General features: G+C 63.2%; 20 protein-coding genes. 10 read left to right on the top strand and 10 right to left on the bottom strand.

Annotated features, from left to right (window positions below):
• Window positions 1–14: 14 nt before the first annotated feature.
• Together KIP88_RS25805 and KIP88_RS25810 are read right to left on the bottom strand one after the other, a co-directional pair.
• Window positions 15–383 (bottom strand): GFA family protein, encoded by a 369-nt coding sequence (locus tag KIP88_RS25805; RefSeq protein ID WP_214490842.1) that lies wholly within the window; start codon window positions 381–383, stop codon window positions 15–17.
• 102 nt (window positions 384–485) lie between these two features.
• On the bottom strand, window positions 486–938 hold the full coding sequence (locus tag KIP88_RS25810; RefSeq protein ID WP_214490843.1) for a hypothetical protein: 453 nt from the start codon (window positions 936–938) through the stop codon (window positions 486–488).
• A 240-nt stretch (window positions 939–1,178) separates the two neighbouring features.
• On the opposite strand from KIP88_RS25810, the gene KIP88_RS25815 reads away from it, so the two are divergent.
• From KIP88_RS25815 to KIP88_RS25850, 8 genes are all read left to right on the top strand, one after another.
• Window positions 1,179–1,901, top strand: coding sequence for a sulfite exporter TauE/SafE family protein (locus KIP88_RS25815; RefSeq protein ID WP_214490844.1), 723 nt, complete (start codon window positions 1,179–1,181; stop codon window positions 1,899–1,901).
• Between the two features lie 300 nt (window positions 1,902–2,201).
• Window positions 2,202–3,605 carry an adenylate/guanylate cyclase domain-containing protein gene (locus tag KIP88_RS25820; RefSeq protein WP_214490845.1) on the top strand — a complete coding sequence of 468 codons (1,404 nt, stop codon included), beginning with the start codon at window positions 2,202–2,204 and terminating at the stop codon, window positions 3,603–3,605.
• Between the two features lie 107 nt (window positions 3,606–3,712).
• Window positions 3,713–5,182 (top strand): DNA repair protein RadA, encoded by a 1,470-nt coding sequence (gene radA / locus KIP88_RS25825; protein WP_214490846.1) that lies wholly within the window; start codon window positions 3,713–3,715, stop codon window positions 5,180–5,182.
• Between the two features lie 165 nt (window positions 5,183–5,347).
• On the top strand, window positions 5,348–5,977 hold the full coding sequence (locus KIP88_RS25830) for a CvpA family protein (protein ID WP_171579981.1): 630 nt from the start codon (window positions 5,348–5,350) through the stop codon (window positions 5,975–5,977).
• A gap of 30 nt (window positions 5,978–6,007) precedes the next feature.
• On the top strand, window positions 6,008–7,513 hold the full coding sequence (purF, locus tag KIP88_RS25835; protein ID WP_214490914.1) for an amidophosphoribosyltransferase: 1,506 nt from the start codon (window positions 6,008–6,010) through the stop codon (window positions 7,511–7,513).
• A 156-nt stretch (window positions 7,514–7,669) separates the two neighbouring features.
• Window positions 7,670–8,410 carry an SDR family NAD(P)-dependent oxidoreductase gene (locus KIP88_RS25840; RefSeq protein WP_214490847.1) on the top strand — a complete coding sequence of 247 codons (741 nt, stop codon included), beginning with the start codon at window positions 7,670–7,672 and terminating at the stop codon, window positions 8,408–8,410.
• Window positions 8,411–8,693: 283 nt separating this feature from the next.
• Window positions 8,694–9,761 carry a hypothetical protein gene (locus tag KIP88_RS25845; protein WP_249791022.1) on the top strand — a complete coding sequence of 356 codons (1,068 nt, stop codon included), beginning with the start codon at window positions 8,694–8,696 and terminating at the stop codon, window positions 9,759–9,761.
• 93 nt (window positions 9,762–9,854) lie between these two features.
• Window positions 9,855–11,081 (top strand): ABC transporter substrate-binding protein, encoded by a 1,227-nt coding sequence (locus KIP88_RS25850; protein ID WP_214490849.1) that lies wholly within the window; start codon window positions 9,855–9,857, stop codon window positions 11,079–11,081.
• Window positions 11,082–11,259: 178 nt separating this feature from the next.
• Here KIP88_RS25850 and KIP88_RS25855 read toward each other — a convergent pair whose 3' ends face one another.
• From KIP88_RS25855 to KIP88_RS25870, 4 genes are read right to left on the bottom strand one after another with little or no spacing between them, the layout of a single operon-like run.
• On the bottom strand, window positions 11,260–12,510 hold the full coding sequence (locus KIP88_RS25855; RefSeq protein WP_214490850.1) for a TCR/Tet family MFS transporter: 1,251 nt from the start codon (window positions 12,508–12,510) through the stop codon (window positions 11,260–11,262).
• Complete coding sequence (gene der, locus KIP88_RS25860) at window positions 12,507–13,892, bottom strand: ribosome biogenesis GTPase Der (RefSeq protein ID WP_214490851.1); 1,386 nt, start codon at window positions 13,890–13,892, stop codon at window positions 12,507–12,509. Before der ends, KIP88_RS25855 begins: the two co-directional genes overlap by 4 nt.
• Window positions 13,893–13,947: 55 nt before the next feature.
• Complete coding sequence (locus KIP88_RS25865; RefSeq protein ID WP_214490852.1) at window positions 13,948–14,466, bottom strand: hypothetical protein; 519 nt, start codon at window positions 14,464–14,466, stop codon at window positions 13,948–13,950.
• 29 nt (window positions 14,467–14,495) lie between these two features.
• On the bottom strand, window positions 14,496–15,149 hold the full coding sequence (locus KIP88_RS25870) for a tetratricopeptide repeat protein (protein ID WP_214490853.1): 654 nt from the start codon (window positions 15,147–15,149) through the stop codon (window positions 14,496–14,498).
• Between the two features lie 276 nt (window positions 15,150–15,425).
• Between KIP88_RS25870 and KIP88_RS25875 the strand changes: the two genes are divergently transcribed.
• Both KIP88_RS25875 and KIP88_RS25880 read left to right on the top strand, forming a co-directional pair.
• Window positions 15,426–16,265 (top strand): hypothetical protein, encoded by an 840-nt coding sequence (locus tag KIP88_RS25875; RefSeq protein ID WP_214490854.1) that lies wholly within the window; start codon window positions 15,426–15,428, stop codon window positions 16,263–16,265.
• 139 nt (window positions 16,266–16,404) lie between these two features.
• Window positions 16,405–16,707 (top strand): hypothetical protein, encoded by a 303-nt coding sequence (locus KIP88_RS25880; RefSeq protein WP_214490855.1) that lies wholly within the window; start codon window positions 16,405–16,407, stop codon window positions 16,705–16,707.
• 203 nt (window positions 16,708–16,910) lie between these two features.
• Here KIP88_RS25880 and KIP88_RS25885 read toward each other — a convergent pair whose 3' ends face one another.
• The 4 genes from KIP88_RS25885 to KIP88_RS25900 all read right to left on the bottom strand — a co-directional run bounded on the left by KIP88_RS25885 (window position 16,911) and on the right by KIP88_RS25900 (window position 20,641).
• Window positions 16,911–18,530: a class I adenylate-forming enzyme family protein gene (locus KIP88_RS25885; RefSeq protein WP_214490856.1), complete on the bottom strand. Its 1,620-nt coding sequence runs from the start codon at window positions 18,528–18,530 to the stop codon at window positions 16,911–16,913.
• A gap of 11 nt (window positions 18,531–18,541) precedes the next feature.
• Window positions 18,542–19,363: a 3-methyl-2-oxobutanoate hydroxymethyltransferase gene (gene panB / locus KIP88_RS25890; RefSeq protein WP_214490857.1), complete on the bottom strand. Its 822-nt coding sequence runs from the start codon at window positions 19,361–19,363 to the stop codon at window positions 18,542–18,544.
• 1 nt (window position 19,364) lies between these two features.
• Window positions 19,365–19,949, bottom strand: a complete 585-nt coding sequence (locus tag KIP88_RS25895; RefSeq protein WP_214490858.1) for an NnrU family protein — start codon at window positions 19,947–19,949, stop codon at window positions 19,365–19,367.
• Window positions 19,950–20,038: 89 nt separating this feature from the next.
• The gene (locus KIP88_RS25900; protein ID WP_214490859.1) at window positions 20,039–20,641 is read right to left on the bottom strand and encodes a hypothetical protein; all 603 of its coding nucleotides are present in this window, start codon (window positions 20,639–20,641) and stop codon (window positions 20,039–20,041) included.
• Window positions 20,642–20,861: the final 220 nt, after the last annotated feature.

Here is a 20,861-nt window from a genome sequence, read left to right on the forward strand (position 1 = left end):
CCGGCTGCCGCCCATCACCACAAATTCTTGCCGTCGAGGACCGTCACCGGCACGGCGTCGAGGTCGAATTCGTCAAACAGCCGTGCATTGACGGCGACCTTCGGATTGTCGAAGTCCGGCTTGCCGGTCGACCAGTCCGGCGATTCCGAATAGGTGCCGCAGCCGCAAGTAGCGCAGAAATGAAGTTTGACGGTGCGGCTGCCCCACAGATAGGTCGCGACATTTTCCGGCGGCGAGGTCAGGCGAAACTGCGCCGGGGTGTAGTAGGCCCACAGCGCGCCGCGCTTGGAACAGAGCGAACAGGTGCAGCGCGTCACATCAGACGGCGCCTCGTTCACCTCGAATTGTGTGTTGCCGCAATGGCAGCTTCCTTTGATGGCCACGGTCCGCTCCTCTGCAATAGATCCTAAGGAGCTACGGTGGTAGCCGACGCCTGCTGCCAGCATACTGTCAGCAGGCAAACGCGCTTGCGCCGAAAATCGGCGTCAGCTCTCCCGCGGCCGCCAGACCTCCTGCAGATCTGTCCAGCGCTCGGGAAGTCCCTCGCTCAACTTGGCGGTGCCGCCGCAAGCCGGCAGGTGAACCGTCAGGGTCTTCCAATCGTCCGTGTCGCGCGGCGTAAGGTTGCGCAACATGATCTTCTCATGCGTGCGATTGATCTCTTTGAACTCATACCGATAGGCGACGACACCCGGCGGGTACTCACGCCAGACGTCGCCCTCCTTTTTGAAATCGCTCTGCGTACCGAGATAGACGTCGGAGGTGCGGCAACTGGGAAGATTGAGCGTCTTGAGAATCAGCGGAACGGCAGTGCCTGCCTGGCTGATCATGGCGAACACAGCGGTCGCCGTGGTCACCCCGCCGAAAAGCATTGCCAGCAGACCCGGCCTCAACCCGCTCAGATACGTCGAAAAGAAGGTAGCGCGTGCTTTCTCCATGATTGCGGTCTCCCCTCATCCGGCGACCAATACTGGCGAAATTGCGCAGCCGATCGCTCTAACCAGCCAAGATCCCGTCCCACGCCAGCAACCTTGCAGAAAACGGGCGGCGCGAATGTGACCCAGCTCACAACCAACGGTGACATTTACCAAGCCGACCCTCATGTTCGGATCTTGCGATTGCCGTTACCATCGCCATCACGATTCCCGGCACCTCCGCCGGTCCCGGAGCTGTAATCCTTGGGATTCCTCTTCGTCCTCATTGTCGGCCTGCTCGCCGGCACCATCTCAGGCATTGTCGGCACGGGATCGTCGATCATGCTGATGCCGGTGCTGGTCTATCAATTCGGGCCAAAGGAAGCGGTGCCGATCATGGCGGTCGCGGCCGTGATGGCGAACCTGTCGCGTATTCTCGCCTGGTGGCGCGAGGTCGATTGGCGGGCCTGCGCTGCCTATTCGGTCACGGGGATTCCGGCCGCTGCGCTTGGCGCGCGGACGTTGCTCGCGCTGCCGTCGCATGCCGTCGACATCGCGATCGGCCTGTTTCTCATCGCGATGGTGCCGGTGCGACATTGGCTGGAGCGCCATCAGCTCAAGGCGCAGCTCTGGCACCTGGCGGTCGGCGGGGCGATCATCGGCTATATCACCGGCATCGTGGTGTCGACTGGGCCGCTTAGCGTGCCGCTGTTTCTGTTCTACGGGCTGAACAAAGGCGCCTTTCTCGCCACCGAAGCCGCAAGCTCGCTCGGGCTCTATCTGAGCAAGTCGGTCACGTTCGAACGCTTCGGCGCGCTGACGCCTGATATCGCGCTGAAAGGCCTGATTGCGGGCTCCTCCCTCATGTTCGGCGCCTTCATCGCCAAACGTTTCGTGCTGCATCTCAAGCCCGACGTCTTTCGATTGTTGATGGATGGCATCATGCTGGTCGCCGGTCTCACCCTGTTGTGGACGGCATTTTCTTAAGGATGCGGCGCTCCGCCTGAACCATTCGCCATCCATGCCCGACCAAGTGACGCCTGTCACATCCGTTCGGCAAGTGACCAAAGATCAATGCCGGACAAGGATTCGCATCTCGCGAAGGCCATGGTCGCAAGCTGCGCGATGTCGGCGCCGTGCATCTGGCGCAAGTCGAACGCTTCGCCCTTCACTTTTTCAATGGCTAGCTAGGACGCGCGCCCTCCGGTGGTATGATGCCGGCGTGAACGGCGCCGGGCGCCGTGGCATGGTGCATCATCCGATACATTTAGTTTGGGGACGAGTGTCTTGAGCGCATTGGCGGAAACGGCCGATATCACAAATCTTCGAAGCGAAGCGGCAGGGCGAGCCGACGCCCAACAAGAGACCCAGAAGTTCGCTGAAGCCGCGATTGCGGACAGCAAGCGCCAGGGTCTCCTTCTCGCTGTCCGGGCTCGCTGGGTCGCGCTGGCAGTGATTGCCGTTACCTTACCGATCATCAACCCGAACTGGGACGTGATCTACTACATCGTAATGCTCGGCTTTTTTGCCTTGATCGGTTGGGCCCAACTCAAGGTCGGCAAGGTAGGCCGTTCGCAGCCGGAGCTTTTCCTGATCTTTTGTGATCTGGCGCTAATTACCTTCCTCACCGTCGTGCCCAATCCGTTAAGCACCGAGAACTGGCCGATCGGCATGCAATTCCGGTTCGAGACATTCATCTATTTCTTTGTCTTCCTGGCTACCGCGACCCTTGCCTATTCGTGGCGAACGGTGTTCGCGATGGGCTTCTGGACCTCGGCCGTGTGGGCGATCGGCGTCGGCTGGGCCTACCTGCAGCCCGAAACCCACGCGGAGTTGTCGGAACGCGTGCGAGCCGCCATCGGCTCCGATCCCAGAATGTTCCACATCATCAACCCCACAGCGATCGGCATTCCGGCACGATTCCAGGAAATCACGGTGTTCCTGATCGTCGCCATGACGTTGGCGCTGGCAGTGCGCCGCTCGAATGCGCTTCTGATCAGCCACGCCGGAATCGAACGCGAACGCGCCAATCTGGCGCGCTATTTCTCGCCCAACGTTGTCAACCAATTGTCTGTCAATGACGAGCCGCTCACGCGGGTTCACACCCAGGACGTTGCGGTATTGTTTGCCGATATCGTGGGATTCACCACCTATGCCGATGGACGAGACCCAAGGGACGTCATCGGCACGCTGCGACAATTCCATGAACGAATGGAAAGAGAAGTGTTCCGGCACGGAGGAACCCTCGACAAGTACCTCGGCGATGGCCTGATGGCGACGTTCGGCACGCCGTTCGCCGGCGATTCCGACGCGTTGAACGCCTTGCGTTGCGCGAGAGGTATGGTCGCTTCGATTGCGGAGTTGAACAGAGAACGGAAGGATCGCAACGAGCCGCCGATTCAGGTCAGCGTCGGATTGCACTACGGCCAGGTCGTGCTTGGGGACATCGGCCTCAACCGGCTCGAATTCGCTGTCATCGGCACCACCGTCAATGCGGCGAGCCGGCTCGAGGCACTTACCCGCGAATTCGGATGCGCCATCGTGGTCAGCGACGCGCTGGTGCGGCAGGCCCGGGCGGAAACCAACCAGTCGAGCGCCGACTTCGCGTTGCTTGTCGAGCAGCCGGCACAGATCATTCGCGGTCTCGAGCAACCGGTCGGTATCTGGACGTGTGCGCATGTCGCTGCGTGACGCCCTGAAGCGACGCGATGGATGCATTGGCACTCATCGCGCCCTTCGGCTTCTTTTCGTGCTATGAGTCCCCGCCCGTTCCACTGAGACTGCGACTCACTCCCTTCATGGCCAAATCCACCCTCTCCTTCGTCTGCCAGAACTGCGGCGCGGCGTATAACCGCTGGCAGGGCAAGTGCGAGTCCTGCGGTGAGTGGAACACACTGGCCGAAGAGGACACGACCGGCAGCGTGCCGGTGTCGATCCGTTCGAAGCGCCGGGGCCGGACGTTTGCGCTGGAATCGCTGACCGGCAAGAGCAACGACGCCCCCCGCCTGTCCTCCGGAATGACCGAGCTCGATCGCGTCACCGGCGGCGGATTTGTACGCGGCTCGGTGCTTTTGGTCGGCGGCGATCCTGGCATCGGCAAATCGACGCTTCTCACGCAGGCCACCAGCATGCTGGCCCGCGCCGGGCATCGCGCGGTCTATATTTCGGGCGAAGAGGCGGTAGCTCAGGTGCGGCTGCGCGCCGAGCGGCTCGGATTGGCGGATGCGCCGGTGCAGCTCGCCGCCGAAACGTCGGTCGAGGATATCGTCTCGACGCTGTCGGAGGGCGCGGTGCCGCGCCTGATCGTGATCGATTCGATCCAGACCATGTGGACCGACACGGTGGAATCGGCGCCGGGAACGGTGACGCAAGTCCGCGCCTCGGCGCAGGCGCTCATTCGGTTCGCCAAGAAATCGGGAGCTGCGATCATTCTGGTCGGCCACGTGACCAAGGACGGCCAGATCGCAGGCCCCCGCGTCGTCGAGCACATGGTTGACGCCGTGTTGTCGTTCGAAGGCGAAGGCTCGCAGCAGTTCCGCATCCTGCGCGCGGTCAAAAATCGATTCGGCCCAACCGACGAGATCGGCGTATTCGAGATGACGGGTCTCGGCCTTCGCGAGGTCTCCAACCCCTCCGAATTGTTCCTTTCTGAACGGGACCTGGGCAGCCCGGGCACGGCGGTCTTTGCCGGGATCGAGGGCACCCGCCCGGTGCTGGTAGAATTGCAGGCGCTGGTGGCGCCAACCACGCTCGGCACGCCCAGGCGGGCCGTGGTGGGCTGGGACCCGAGCCGGCTGTCGATGGTGCTGGCGGTGCTGGAGGCCCATTGCGGGGTCAAACTGTCCGGCTACGACGTCTATCTGAACGTGGCGGGGGGCTTGCGGATCCAGGAGCCCGCGGCCGACCTCGCGGCGGCAGCCGCCTTGGTGTCGTCCTTGGTAAACGCACCGTTACCGACAGATGCGGTCTATTTCGGCGAGATTTCGCTCTCGGGCGCGGTCCGGCCGGTAGCGCAAACCTCTGCACGGCTGAAAGAAGCCGCCAAACTCGGCTTTGGCCGTGCCGTTCTGCCCGAATCGGCCCGTGGCGAGGTTGGCGGCGATGGCGGCCTGGTGCTGAACAGCGTCGGTGGATTGACCAGCCTGGTCGCTGAAATCGCCGCGCGTGGCAGTCCAAGAAACACCGCGGCCAGCAACCGGGAAGCCAGTCGCGGGGGTGCGGCAGAGAAAAATGCCACACCGGCGCGATTCCGTCGTGAAAACAGCTAAAGCGGCGTGACGCGCACGGCCCTCGCCGCTATACAACGCGCGCGAAAGGCGGGTGGGATGGCGCGATATCCGGCCTTGCGGGATGCGCCGTCTGCCCCTCACTTGGGGGTGATCTTAACCCGCCGATTCGCTGCTTGAGAACTTACGAGCGGACCTGACCAGCCGATGCCGATAACGATACTCGATCTCGTCCTGCTCGGAGTGATGCTGATTTCGGGGCTGCTCGCCATGGTGCGCGGCTTCATGCGCGAAATCCTGTCGATCGCGGCATGGGGCGCGGCGGCACTGGTGACGCTGTATGCCTTCTCGAAGCTGCTGCCGACCGCCAAGGCCTATTTCAATAACGACACGGTCGCTTCCGTGGTGGTAGTAGCCGGCACCTTCATCGGCACTCTGATCGTGGTCTCCGTCATCACGGTGCGGATTTCGGACATGATCCTGGATTCGCGGATCGGCGCGCTGGATCGCACGCTCGGATTCCTGTTTGGGCTCGGTCGCGGTCTTTTGATCGTGGTGGTCGCGTTCCTGTTCTTCAGCTGGCTGGTCCCGGACAAGCAGCGGCCGGACTGGATCACGGGTGCGAAGTCCCGGGTGGTCCTGCAAGGAACCGGGGATTGGTTAATGTCGCTCTTGCCGGACGACCCCGAGAACACCATCTTAAAGAGATTCAAGAAGAATAAACCGGAAGACGATCAAACTGACGCCGACCAGGCAGCCCCTGCGTCTGGCGATGGCTACAGTAAACCTGCCCGCGACAGCCTTAAAAAGCTGATCGAGAAACCCGCGGGCCGCTAATTCTGGCCAAATAGAGAGGCGATGGACGCGATGCAAAACCCTTCCGATCCCGCCGGCCAACTCGACCCGAATGCTGGCATCGAGTTGCAGGACGATCTCGAAGGCGACACGCTACGCGAGGAATGCGGCGTGTTCGGCATCTTCGGCCACCCCGAGGCCTCTGCCATCACAGCGCTGGGACTACACGCCCTCCAGCATCGCGGCCAGGAAGCCGCCGGCATCGTCTCCTTCGACGGCAGCCGCTTTCATTCCGAACGCCGCCTCGGCCTCGTCGGCGATACGTTCTCCCGCCGCGAAGTGATCGAGCGCCTGCCCGGCATTGTGGCCGTCGGCCATGTCCGCTATTCCACCACCGGCGCCACCATCCTGCGCAACGTCCAGCCGCTGTTCGCCGAATTGAATGCTGGCGGCTTCGCAGTCGGCCACAACGGCAATCTCACCAACGGACTGACGCTGCGCCGCGAACTCGTGAAGAACGGCGCCATGATGCAGTCGACCACCGATACCGAGGTGATCCTGCACCTGGTCGCGCAATCCAGGCGTGGCCGTTTCGTCGACCGCTTCATCGAGTCGCTGCGCGCGATCGAAGGTGCTTACGCGCTGGTCGCGCTCACCAACAAGAAGCTGATCGGCGCCCGCGATCCCCTGGGCATCCGCCCGCTGGTGCTCGGCGACCTCGACGGCCGCCCGATCCTGACCTCGGAAACATGCGCGCTCGACATGATCGGCGCAAAATATGTCCGCGACATCGAGCCCGGCGAAATCATCGTGTTCGACGAGGCCGGCGCGCACAGCCACAAGCCGTTCCCGCCGAAGCCGCCGCGGCCCTGTATCTTCGAATATATTTACTTCTCGCGGCCGGACTCCATCGTCGGCGGCCGCTCGGTCTACGACGTCCGCAAGGCCTTCGGCGCGCAGCTCGCGCGCGAGAGCCATGTCGAAGTCGACGTCGTAGTGCCGGTGCCGGATTCCGGCGTGCCGGCAGCGGTCGGCTACAGCCAGCATTCCGGCGTGCCGTTCGAACTCGGCATCATCCGTAACCACTATGTCGGCCGCACCTTCATCCAGCCGACGCAGAGCGTGCGCGAACTCGGCGTGCGCATGAAGCATTCGGCCAACCGTGCCGCGATCGAGGGCAAGCGGATCATCCTGATCGACGACTCGCTGGTGCGCGGGACCACGTCCAAGAAGATCGTCCGCATGATGCGCGATGCCGGCGCGCGCGAGGTTCACTTCCGCCTCGCCTCGCCCCCGATCCTCTATCCCGACTATTACGGCATCGATCTACCGGACCGCGGCGGACTTCTCGCTGCCACCCATTCGCTGGAAGAGATGCGCGACATCATCGGCGCGGACTCGCTGGCGTTCCTGTCGATCGACGGCATGTACCGTGCCATGGGTGAGCCGGGCCGCGATCCCGCCAATCCGAAGTTCTCCGACCACTGCTTCACCGGCGCCTATCCAACCCACCTCACCGACCAGACCCAGGTCGAGCCGCAGCCCCGGCAGTTGTCGCTGCTGGCGGAAGCGAGCTGACGCGGCCACCGCTGTCGTCCCTGCGAACGCAGGGACCCATAGCCACCGGCCTTCGTTTTTCGGACGTTTTTTGATACGAACACCCTCCGCCTCGTAGCCGTCACGGCGTATGGGTCCCTGCGTTCGCAGGGACGACCACCTAGAGTACGACCTTCAATGACCAAACCCCTCGCCTCCCGTATCGCGCTCGTCACCGGCGCCTCACGCGGTATCGGCTATGCCACGGCCCGTGCGCTTGCCCGCGCCGGCGCGCATGTCGTGGCCGTCGCGCGCACGCAAGGCGGGCTGGAGGAGCTCGACGACGAGATACGGAAAGACGGCGGCAGCGCCACGCTGGTGCCGCTGAACCTGACCGATTTCGACGGCATCGCGCGGCTGGGCGCGGCGTTGCATGAACGCCATGGCAAGCTCGACATTCTCGTCGGCAATGCCGGTATCGCCGGCCCCTCCTCGCCGCTCGGCCATATCGAACTGAAGCCCTGGAACGACGTGATGGCGATCAACGTCACCGCGAACTTCCAGCTTATCCGCTGCATGGACCCGCTGCTCAGGGTCTCGGACGCCGGCCGCGCCGTGTTCGTGACTTCCGGTGCTGCCAGCAAGGCGAACGCCTATCAGGGCCCCTACGCGGCCTCAAAGGCCGCCCTGGACACGCTGGTGCGTTCCTGGGCCCACGAGACCGTGAGCACGAAACTGCGTGTCAACCTGTTCAGCCCCGGCCCGATCCGCACCCGCATGCGCGCCAGCGTGTTTCCCGGCGAAGACCCGATGACGCTGGATACGCCGGAACAGGCGGCGGAATTCATCGTGCCGATGTGCGCGCCAGAGTGGAACGAGACCGGCAAGCTCTACGACTACAAGACCCGCACGCTGATGAGCTTTCAGCCGCCGGCGTAAGCTCTTGCGAGCCTCCTCCGTCATTGCCAATCAGCGAATTAGTGAACATCGACAATTGCGAGTGAAGCGAAGCAATCCATGTTGCCGCTTGTTGAGACATGGATTGCTTCGCTGCGCTCGCAACGACGGTGTCCAGCGTTGACTCCCAGACCTCCCCACGATTGACTGCCTCCCAGCGGGAGAACCCGCCAAGAAAAATCATCGGGAGGCACTCATGACGCCGACGCTTAATCGCGCCCGCCAAAATCTCGCCAAAGCCATTGCTACCTGTTTCACCGCCGCAATGCTGATTGCGACGCCCGCACCGTCACACGCCGGCGAAATCCCCACCTTCGCAGTCGATGCGTCCTGGCCAAAACCGCTGCCGAACAACTGGATCCTTGGCCAGGTCGGCGGCATCACGGTCGACTCGCAGGGCCATATCTGGGTGATCCATCGTCCGCGCTCGCTGACCGACGATGAAAAGGGTGCTGCGCTGAATCCGCCTCGCTCGAAATGCTGCGTGTCGGCCCCGCCGGTGCTCGAGTTCGACGCCGACGGCAATCTGCTGCGCTCCTGGGGTGGCCCCGGCGAAGGCTACGAATGGGTCGGCCGCGAGCACGGCATCGAAGTGGATGAGAAGGGGTTCGTGTGGGTCGGCGGCAATGCCGACAACGACAATGCGATCCTGAAATTCACCGCCGACGGCAAGTTCGTGATGCAGATCGGAACGATCGCACCGAGCAAGGGCTCCAGTGACACCACGCAGCTCGGCAAGCCCGCCGAGACCGCGGTCGACAAGGACGCCAATGAAATCTTCGTTGCCGACGGCTACGGCAATCGCCGCATCATCGTGTTTGATGCGACGACCGGCGCCTACAAGCGGCACTGGGGCGCCTACGGCAAGCCGCCCAGCGATGACAAGCAGCCGCCCTATGATCCCAATGGACCGGCCCCGCAGCAATTCGCCAACCCCGTGCATTGCGTAAAACTCGCCAATGACGGGTTGCTCTATGTCTGCGACCGCATGAACAACCGCATCCAGGTGTTCAGGAAAGATGGAACCTTCGTTAAGGAATGGTTCTACGAAAAGAACACGCGCGGCAATGGCGCGGTGTGGGATATAGCGATCTGGCCCGACCCGAAGCAGACTTATTTGCTGAGCGCTGATGGCGAGAACAACGAAATCCGGGTGCTGAAACGGGACGATGGTACCGTGGTCGGCAGTTTTGGCCGCAGCGGCCGCAATGCCGGGCAGTTCCACTGGATTCACGCCATGGCGATAGATGCCAAGGGTAACGTTTATACCGCCGAGGTCGATACCGGTAAGCGGATCCAGAAGTTCAAGCTGACCTCGGACGCGCTACGATAGGTGCATTGCCCGTCCCGGCGAGAAGGACTATCGCAGGATCGCTGGCAGGTTCCGAAAAGAGAGCCGGCGAACAACCATTTCTGGAGGAATACCATGACGACTAGAATCGCGCGGCGCTTCGCCGCCTCCGTGGCGCTTGCCGCACTCGGCCTCGCGACGCCAGCACTCGCCCAAGACAAGACCGTCAAGATCGGCGTGTTGAACGATATGTCGAGCCTCTATGCCGACATTGGCGGCCCCAATTCGGTGGTTGCGGTCAAGATGGCCGTTGAGGATTCCGGCCTCAACAAGAAGGGCTGGAAGATCGAGGTCGTCAGCGGCGATCACCAGAACAAGCCTGATGTCGGCGTCAACCTCGCACGGCAATGGATCGACAACGACAAGGTCGACGCGATCGCCGATACGCCTAACTCCGGTGTCGCGCTCGCCGTCAGCAACCTCGTCAAGGAAAAGAACAAGGTGCTGCTCAACTCCGGTGCCGCAACCGCTGATCTCACCGGCAAGGCCTGCACCCCGAACACGATCTCCTTCACTTATGACACCTACATGCTGGCGAACGGCACCGGCAAGGCACTCACCAAGGCCGGCGGCGACACCTGGTTCTTCCTGACCGCCGATTACGCTTTCGGCCATGCGCTGGAGCGCGACACCAGCGCGGTCGTGACCGCCAATGGCGGCAAGGTGCTCGGCGGCGTCAAACACCCGATCAACTCGTCGGACTTCTCATCCTTCCTGCTGCAGGCGCAAGCCTCCAAGGCCAAGGTCGTCGGTCTTGCCAATGCCGGCGGCGACACCACCAACTCGATCAAGCAGGCCGCCGAATTCGGCATCGTCGCGGCCGGCCAGAAGCTCGCCGCGCTGCTGTTGTTCATCAACGACGTGCATTCGCTGGGCCTGAAGACCGCGCAGGGCCTGACGTTCACGGAATCCTTCTACTGGGACCTGAACGACCAGACGCGCGCCTGGTCGAAGCGGTTCTCTGCACAGGCCAGCAAGAACGCGATGCCTTCGATGACCCAGGCCGGCAACTACGCCATGGTGCTGCATTATCTCAAGGCAATGGAAGCGCTCGGCGGTAATCCGCATGACGGCGCCAAGGTCGTCGCCAAGATGAAGGAACTGCCGACCGACGATCCGCTGTTCGGCAAAGGCCCGCTGCGCGCCGATGGCCGCCGTCTCATCCCGGCCTATCTGTTCGAGGTGAAGAAGCCGGAAGAGTCGAAGGGACCGTGGGACTATTACAAGCAGATCGCCACGATCTCGGCCGAAGACGCCGCCAAGCCGCTTGAAGCCAGCGAGTGTCCGCTGGTGAAGAAGTAACGGCGTAGCCACGAGCGTAGGGTGGGCAAAGGCGCATCGGCGCCGTGCCCACCATCTCTCTCTCCGACCTTCATCGTGAATGGTGGGCACGCGGAGCCTGTCATCTCTGTGCGAGCGCAATTGCGCTCGTCGCGGGGCGCGCATTCGCGCGACCCGGTGGCTTTGCCTACCCTACGATTTATCGTTTGGGCGTCACGGCCAGCGTTCGCCACGCAATCACCAACGCCAGCCCCAGCAGCGCCGCTGCCAGCAGGAACGGCGCGCCCGGCATTTTCACCGGCGCCTGATCACTGATGAAATAGGCAAAGGTCAGCGTAAACAGAAACGGCCCCACCATCTGGGCGATGCTGTTGACGCTGTTGGTCGCCCCCTGCAACTGGCCCTGCTGATCCGGCGCGACGAGCTGCGTCGTCAGCGCCTGGATCGCCGCCCCCGCCACGCCCCACAGCGCCATCACGGGAATGCCGAGCCAGAACAGCGGTCCGGTCGGAGCCGCGCCATAGATGAAGAATCCCAAAGCCCCGCAGGCGAGCCCGAGCAGCAGCGCACGGCGCTCGCCGAGGCGCGTGACGATCGGCCCGACGCCCGCACCCTGCACCACCATGGCGCAGACGCCGACCAGGGCCAGCGTCAGGCCGACGGTCGTCGTATCCCAGCCATATCGGTAGGTCGCATAGAGCACAAAGGTAGAGGGCAGTACCACATGCGCAACCTGCCCGAAGAAATTCGCCAGCGACAGGCCGGCGAGAATCCGGTTGGAACGCAACAGATGCAGCGCGCCGAGCGGGCTGGCGCGTTTCCAATGGAACGGTGCACGGCGCTCCAGCGGCAGCGACTCCGGGAGGATCAGCCAGCCGTAAAGCGTATTTGCAAAGCTCAAGCCCGCCGCGATCCAGAATGGCAGGCGCGGATCCATACCGCCGAGCAGGCCGCCGATGGCGGGACCGAGAATGAACCCGGCGCCGAAGGCCGCACCGATCTTGCCGAACACCGCGGCGCGCCGCTCCGGCGGCGTCACGTCTGCGATATAGGCAAAGGCGGTGGAGATGCTCGCCGAGGTAATGCCTGAGATCACCCGGCCGATGAACAGCCAGGTCAGCGACGGTGCCAGCGCCATCAACACATAGTCCAGCGCCAATCCGAAATTCGACAGCAGCACCACCGGCCGCCGGCCGAAGCGGTCCGAGAGCGCGCCGAGGATCGGCGAGAACAGGAACTGCATCAGCGCCCAGGCGGTGCCGAACAGGCCGAAGATCCGCGCCGCTGTCGCGGTATCGTTATCGACGAAACTTTCAACCAGTTTGGGCAGGATCGGCAGGATCAAGCCGAGCGCGAGCATGTCGAGCAGGATGGTGACGAAGATGAAGGCCGCCGCGCCGCTGCGCACCGGCTTGTCGTCGGCAGCAGCGGCGGACGGCTTCTCGCTCACGACGGCCGCTTGCGCTTGTGCGCGAACGGATTGGCCTTTTCGCGCAGCGTGATCCGTATCGGCGTGCCCGGCAGGTCGAAGGCCTCGCGCATGCTGTTGGTGAGATAGCGCAGATAGGATTGCGGCACGGCGTCGGCGCGCGAGCAGAACAAGATAAAGCTCGGCGGCCGCGCCTTGGCCTGCGTAATGTAGTTCAGCTTCAGCCGACGGCCGGAGACCGCGGGCGGCGGGTTGGCATCGACCGCCTGCTCGAACCAGCGATTAAGCGTGGCCGTCGGCACGCGCTTGTTCCACACCGCGTAGGCTTCCTCAATCGCCGTCATAAGCCGGTCGATGCCTTCGCCCATCAGCCCGGACACCGCGACGACAGGCGCGCCCTTGACCTGCGGCAGCCAGTGATCGACATCGGTGCGCAGCGCGGAAATCAGATTTCCCTTCCGCTCCATCAAGTCCCACTTATTGACCGCCAGCACGATCGCCCGCCCCTCGCGCTCGATCAGATCGGCGATACGCAGGTCCTGCTCCTCGAACCGGTTTTGCGCATCCATCATCATCACGACGACTTCGGCAAAGCGCACCGCGCGCAGCGCGTCCGCCACCGACAGTTTTTCCAGCTTCGCCTCGATCCGCGAGCGCCGCCGCAAGCCCGCGGTGTCGAACACCCGAAACTCGCGTCCCTGCCAGTTGATTTCAACCGAAATGGAATCGCGCGTGGTGCCGGCCTCGGCGCTGGTCAACAGCCGCTCCTCGCCGAGCAGATGATTGATCAGCGTGGATTTCCCGGCATTGGGACGGCCGACGATGGCGACGCGGATCGGACGCTGCGCGAGTTCCTCATCCGATACGATGATGTCATCATCGTCGAACTCTTCATCCTCGTCGACCGGCTCCGGCATCAGCACGCGTAGCGCGTCGTAGAGATCGCTCATGCCCTCGCCATGTTCGGCCGAAATCTGGATGGGATCGCCGAGCCCCAGCGCGTAGGATTCCATCGCGCCGACTTCGCCGTGTTTTCCCTCGCTCTTGTTGGCGACCAGCACCACCGGCTTGTTGGCGCGGCGGGCGAAATCGGCAAAGGCGCGATCGTTCGGCGTTAGCCCAGCGCGCGCGTCGATCACGAACATCAGCGCGTCCGCCAGGCCGATCGCGGTTTCGGTCTGCTCCTGCATCCGCGCGGTGAGCGAGCCCTTGGCGCCCTCGTCGAGGCCGGCGGTGTCGATCACGGTGAATTCGAGATCGCCGAGACGCGCATTGCCCTCGCGGCGGTCGCGGGTGACGCCAGGCTCGTCATCAACCAACGCGAGTTTCTGCCCTACCAGCCGGTTGAACAGCGTCGACTTGCCGACATTGGGGCGGCCGATGATGGCGATCGTAAAAGACATAAATGATCCAAACGCCCTTTTTTGAAGGGCGTGTCAATCGAACGAAAAGAAGAAATCAACGCGTGAAAGTACCGCTCGGCATTGGCGCCGGGAACGCGGATTGTTGCGGGGACTGTGCAGGCGCCGCCGATTGATCGGGCGGCGGCGCGGTGGTCCGCTTGCGCACGATCTTGGCCGGCTTGGGCGCCGGCGGCGCGGCGGCGGTGCTGCCCTCTTCCTCGGGTGCGGCGTCGGGGTCCGCAGCGGCGGGGGCGGCGGCCTGTTTGCCCTTGGCTTTCGTGCCACGCTTCGATTTCGGCTCTTCCGGCGGAGCTGCAGCGGCAGCCTGCGCGTTCGGGTCGTCAACCTGCTGACGGGAGCCCTTGTAGAGATCCTTCGGCACGCCCTGCTCGAGGCCCGGCACGCCTTCGGGGAACACCGGCTTGCGGTCACCGGGCAGCTTCTTCTTGGTGTCGAGGAAGTCGAGCATGTCGCTGGGATCGAAATTGCCGATGCCGCCACCGCCGCAGCCCGCCAGCGCGCCGGAAAGTGCGACGAGAACGGCGGCTGCGATCAAACGTTGCGGGCGGCGCATGGTTGTTTTCCCACTCAACTCGTTTTCCGTCAGCTCTTTGCGACCGGCGGAAGCAAGGCCTGCAGCGCCTCAGAGCGCGAACGCAGGCTCGGCGGCGTCTGGCCGTCATTGGCGATCATATCCAGCCATTGCCGTGTCGCGGAGGCATCGTTGGCGCGCCAGGCCGATAGCGCCAGCAATTCGCGCGCAGTATGGCGAAAGGTTGCGCCTGGCGCAGCAGCGGCTTCGAGGCGCTCTTTCATGTTGGGATAGCTCGTGCTTTCCAACAGCAGCTGGGCAGCGCGAATCCGCGCCAGATCCTGCTCGGCGACGCCGACGCTGCGGTCAGCAGTGATCTCATCGAACATCTTTGCCGCTGCCTGCGGGTCGCGGTTGGCGACTTCCGTGGCCAAGCGCAACCGCGCCAGCACGCGATAGCCGAACGGCGCCTTCGCGACGAGATCGGCGAAGGCCGCCTCGGCCTCGGCGTGCTTGTTGGCTTCCGAAAGCTCGACGGCCTTGTCGAACGCAGCCCCCGCCTCGGTCGCCTTCTTGGCCTCCAAATATTGGTAGCCGCGCCAGCCGCCCACGGCGGCGATGATCAAAATTACCCCGGCGATGATAAAAAGCGAGTATCGGTCCCACAGCTTCTTGAGCTGATCGCGACGGACCTCCTCGTCGACTTCATCAAATAATTCAGACACTTAAAGGTATCCCATCCCCGAGGAACCGCGCCTTGGGCGGCAGCATCGTGCGCCCGATCCCCGCATGGCCGCGACGTAGCCTATTGATATGGCGGTGGCAAGGCAAAGCGAGGTGGATCAAAGCGTTAACAACGGCCCGGCCGGCCCGCGAAATTGCCCGACAACGTTGACATCGCGGTTCAAAGTTTGGCGTAATCCCGCCCGCTTCCATTACGAATCTTACCCCGATTTCTTGGGTGTTTCATGCCTCGCCATGCGCTGGTTTCGATGCTTGCCATGAGCTTGGTATTGGGACTGGCATCCCTGCCCGCGGCGTCACTGGCCGACGATATCAAGCCGAAGGCGCCCGAGACGGCGTTCTCGGGCAAATTACGCCCCGACATTTTGGGAATCTCGACCGAATCGAACGCCGAATCCGCGCGTGGCATCTTTGATTCCCTGTTCAAGGGCCGTACCGACACCAAAACCGACATCCAGCAGCAGAAATTCGGCAACGGCGGCACCAGCTACGTCACCGCGTTGAGTTTCAGCCTCCCCGCCGGCTCGAAACAGAACGGCGAGATGCTCTCGACCAGCTTCTCCTCGCCCGCGAGTGCCAACCGCGCCTATTTCGTCGCGCGCAACCTGACCTTCGCACAGGACCAGCAGCCGTCGAAGGCGGACATGATCAGGGAAGTCATGGGCAAATACGGCGTGCCCACCATCGTCGGCGATCAGCACCTGTATTACATCTACCGCAAGGGCTCGATCATGTCCGTCGGCGGCAAGTACAAGGAAGCGACCGCGCTGGAAGCAATCGACAAGCCGCTTGATCCGCGGGCCGCCGTCAAGCTCAACGGCGACACCGTCCGCGGCAGTTGCGTGGCGGTCGTCAAGCGCGCGCAGACCAAGGCCAAGGAGCCGAGCGCCATGCTGGCCGAGGCCAAGGGTGCGAATTGCGACGGCGTGTTGAGCGTGCAGCTCGTCCCGGGCACGCCGGCCGACCGTGTCGGCATCGCGCAATTCACCCTGCTTGATGTCAAACAGCTCGTCAGCGCTGCCGCGATCGACGGTGCCGCCCTTGCCGGCGGGTCGAGCGAAGGCTCGATGCCCAAGGGCAGCGCGCCGAAACTCTAGCCCTGTCGCGCACCGGCGTCCGGCAGTTTTGCGGCGACGGTAGCGCGCTCATCGCTGCCATCTGCCGGACCTTTTGAAACGTCGGCGGGAACCTTTCGCCCGTGCTGAAATTGAATCTCCGTTACATGGAGATCGGACAATGCGTGGATTTCCGCCGAGTGTGCCGTATGGCGCCGATCAGACGATCTATCTGGTCGTGGAAGGTCCAGGGCAGCATGGCATCGCCCGGAAAACCGAGCGCGATGACATCGAGACGGTTATTACCGATCTTCTATCGGGACAATTCAATGACCCGATAGAGGTGGTTGCTTTCAACACGCTGGAGCACTGGACCGACGACTTGTCCAAAGATATCGCGAGAGAAATTCGCTGTCGTTGCGACATCGAGGGGCACGATGTGCCTGTCTACCTGGACGAATTCGTAGGCAAAACCTCGGCTTGATCAGCGGCAGGAAAAAAATCGGTAAAAAAATCGGTTGTGCAAAAATCGGTTATGCGAGGAAGATATGACGTGGGTTTACTGGAATACATTTTGGACGTTGGCCGGCAGCCTCGTCTGGTTCATGACCATCGTGTCGCATCCCGACACTGTCGTCGTCGATCGACATCATCCTCAACGGCCTCGATAACTTAGCCGCCCCAGTCTCAGCTTACTCTCGCGCTGTCCGAAATCAGCGCCATGAAAGCCTCGCGGAGCTGCCGCTTCATCACCTTGCCGTTGGCATTGCGCGGCAACGGGTCCGTCCGCACATCCATGGTTTCCGGCACCTTGTAATCAGACAGCCGCTCGGCGCACCAGGCGCGCAGCACCTCGCCGTTGACGGCATTCCGGGTCACCACGACCGCATGCACGCGCTCGCCCAGCACCGGGCACGGTTTTGCGATGATCGCGCTCTCGACCACGTCGGGGTGGCCTGAAAGCACCGACTCGACTTCCGCCGAATAGATCTTCAGCCCGCCGCGGTTGATCATGTCCTTCTGTCGATCGAACACGCGGACGAAATTCTCAGCATCGATCGAGCCGAGATCGCCGGAATGCCAGAAGCCGGCCGTAAAACTCTCGGCCGTGGCTTTCGGATTATTCCAGTAGCCCTTGATGACCGAGCCGCCATGAATCCAGATTTCGCCTATCTCGCCGCGCGGCAGTTCGCGGCCCTGGGCATCCATGACGACGATCTGCGCGCCCGGACAGGGCAAGCCGACGCTGTCGATGTGGCTCGCCGTCAGTTCGCCGGGCATCATGGTCGACGGCGACGTGGTCTCGGTCGCGCCGTAGCAATTCATCAGCTTCAGCCCGGGAATCTTGGCGTCCAGCCGCTCGATCGTGGCGATCGGCATCGGCGCGCCGCCAAAGCCGCCGATCCGCCAGCTCGACAGATCATAGCTGTCAAAATCCGGCTGCAGCAGGCAGAGATTGTACATCGCCGGCACCATCACGGTGTAGGTGACGCGCTCGCGCGCCGCCATCTTCAGATATTCCGCAGCCTTGAACTCCGCCATGACGATCAGCGCGCCGGCGCAACGGACCATGGTCATGATGTTGGCGACCACGCCGGTGACGTGTCCGAGCGGCACCGCGGCGATCGATCGATCCCCGGCGGTAAGCTTCAGGCACGACACGAACACCATCGACGAATGAATGATGGTGCAATGGGCCAACATCGCCCCTTTCGGCCGTCCCGTGGTGCCCGAGGTGTAGAGGATCATGGCGGTGTCTTCTTCGCCGACCTCGACCGGCGCTGCCAGGGGCGCGTGATCGACCAGATCCGAAAAGCGCGAGAGTTTTGGATTATCATCGACCGCGATCCGGTGCACGACATCGGGGATGTCGCGCGCATCGGGCACACGGTCGGCCAGCGCGGCCTCGTGGATCAGGAGCCGCGCGCCGCAATCGGTGAGCACATAGGCGATCTCGGGCTTTTGCTGGCGGGTCGAAAGCAGCACCGTCACCAGCCCCGCATGCGCCGCGCCCAGCATCGTCAGCACGAATTCGGTCCGGTTGCCGAGCAGCACCGCGACGCGGTCGCCATGCTGCAGGCCGAGCTTTTGAAATCCTGCTGCGATTTGCGCCGATTGCTGCGCGACTTGGCGCCAGGTCATTCGCGTGGCGCCACAGACCAGCGCCTCGCCATCGCCGTTCTGCGCCACGGCTTCGGCCACCATCGCCGGAATGCTCTTGGGCCGCTCGCAAAATGCCGGAATGATACGATCGCCGAAGCGCGGCTCGAGCCGCATCGCCGGAATGGAGTGCTGCGACCAGTCCATGGGCGGCCTCGTCAGCTCTTCTTCATCTCGTAGACATGTTCGGGTCCGGGGAAAGCGCGCGAGCGCACGTCGCTGGCATAGCCCTGGATCGCCGCGTCGATCGCGGGGCCGAGATCGCCGTAGCGGCGAACGAATTTCGGCGTCCGCGGCGACAGGCCCAGCATGTCCTCCAGCACCAGCACCTGCCCGTCGCAGGCTGAGCTGGCGCCAATGCCGATGGTCGGAATGGCGATGGTCTCGGTAATCTTCCGCGCCAGCGGCTCGGCGACCGCCTCGACTACGACCGAGAACGCCCCGGCATCCGAGATCGCCTGGGCATCCCTCAGGATCGGGTCCCAACTGCCCTCGTCGCGGCCCTGCGCGCGAAACGAACCCAGCGTGTTGATCGATTGCGGCGTCAATCCGATATGGCCCATGACAGGCACGCCGCGCTCGGACAGGAACGCCACTGTTTCCGCCATCCGCACGCCGCCTTCGAGCTTCACCGCGCCGCAATGGGTTTCCTTCAATATCCGCACCGCGGAATGAAATGCCTGCTCCTTCGAGGCCTCATAGGAGCCGAACGGCATATCCACCACGACCAAAGCGTGCCTCGAACCGCGCATCACCGCATGTCCCTGCAGGATCATCATGTCGAGCGTCACCGGCACGGTGGTCTCGAAACCGTGCATGACATTGCCGAGGGAATCGCCGACCAGAATGACGTCGCAGTGGCGATCCACCAGGGCTGCGGTATGCGCATGGTAGGACGTCAGCATCACGATCGGCTCGCCGTTCTTGCGCGCGCGGATATCCGGCGCAGTTTTGCGCTTGATGGCAGACTGAACCGACATGCTAGACTCCAACGACGGGGACGCCGATCACGACCGGATGGAACGCGAATGCGAGCGCCAGATAGGCGACGAGGCCGACCGCGATCGCGATCAGGTCGTTGCCGGGACCACCGACGGGGATCGGCGGCGCGCCGGCGTCGGAACGGGATTTCAGCGAAATGCGGTCATAGACCGCCCATGCGAGAAACGAGCCGAACAGGATGATCGAGCCGAGATCGCCGTTGGCGAGCAGATGCGCCGCAGCCCACAGCTTGATTCCCGTCAGCATCGGATGCTTCAGCGTCGTATAGATCCGGCCGCGAATGTAGGAAGCGACCACCATGATGATCGCGGGCAGCATCAGGGCCACCGTGATGTGCTTGAGCGCTATCGGCGGGTTCCAGACGTCGATCCAGCCGGTCGCGCGATATTTTGCAAAGCCCCAGATGATCAGCGCAAGGCCTGCGAACGAGACCAGCGCATAGCCGATCTTGTAACCGCCCTCGCCCGTCGCGGCGATGACCTGCACGCGCATCTTGCGCTGGATGGTGAGCGTGTGGACGCCGAAGAACAGGATCAGGCCCAGGATCAACACCAGCAGTCCCATGATGCCCTCCCGTTGCGCGGCTGGTTTGCCGTATTATCCGCGTATCATTTTAAGGGCTTGGTGCGCAATGCGCCACGCGGCCGGTCAGCTCACGGCTTCTCCACCTGCCTTCCCAGATCGCGATTGTCGACGTAGCGGATGGCAATCGGCCGCCCGGCCAGCGCACCGCCAAGCCCACCGGTGAATTTCAGAGGCTGACATGCCTGCAGCGACGCATTGATCGCCTTGAGATAGGTGGCGCGGGTATCCGCCGGGGCGCCGGCCGTGGCATATGTCACACGCGGGGTGGCGATGATCTCGCCCGAGCGCTTGAAGCTGAAGCGGACCGACATCTGCATGCCCGGCCGCGCGATGTCGGAAGGCGGCGGCGACCAGCAGGACCGCAGCGCCGCGAACAGGTCGCCGATCGTATCGAGATCGTGGTCCGGCTTCCGGTATTTCGCGGCCTGATCCTGCGGCGGCACGGTTTCGATCGTGAGTTGCAGGTTCTGGCCGTAGGGATAATCGATCTCGGGAATGCAGGGACCGTCATTGAACACGCTGCAAAACGACGGCGTGCACGGCTGGCCGTCGAGCACGCTGCAGGGGGCGTGCGAGAACGGCGTAGCGTCGATCTGGCGCCGCGACTGGGCATCGGCCGCGCCCATCCCGACGAACAGGCCGATCAGGCAGACGATGATGCGCCGAAACATGCAGCGGGTCTCCTCATGGCCGACCCAACCAAGCTGGGACGCGTATTAGCCCGCATCAAGGCTGATGGCGTTCACATCCCCGCGTTCATGGCGGACGGTTCAGGCCTTTTCGCTGGGCCAAAGCCTCGCCGTCATCGCCCGCGAAGGGCGGGAGATCCAGTATTCCAGAGACGGTAGTGATCTACGGAGAGGCCGCGGCGTACTGGGTCCCCGGCTTTCG

The organism is Bradyrhizobium sp. SRL28 (assembly GCF_018596315.1).
GTDB lineage: Bacteria > Pseudomonadota > Alphaproteobacteria > Rhizobiales > Xanthobacteraceae > Bradyrhizobium.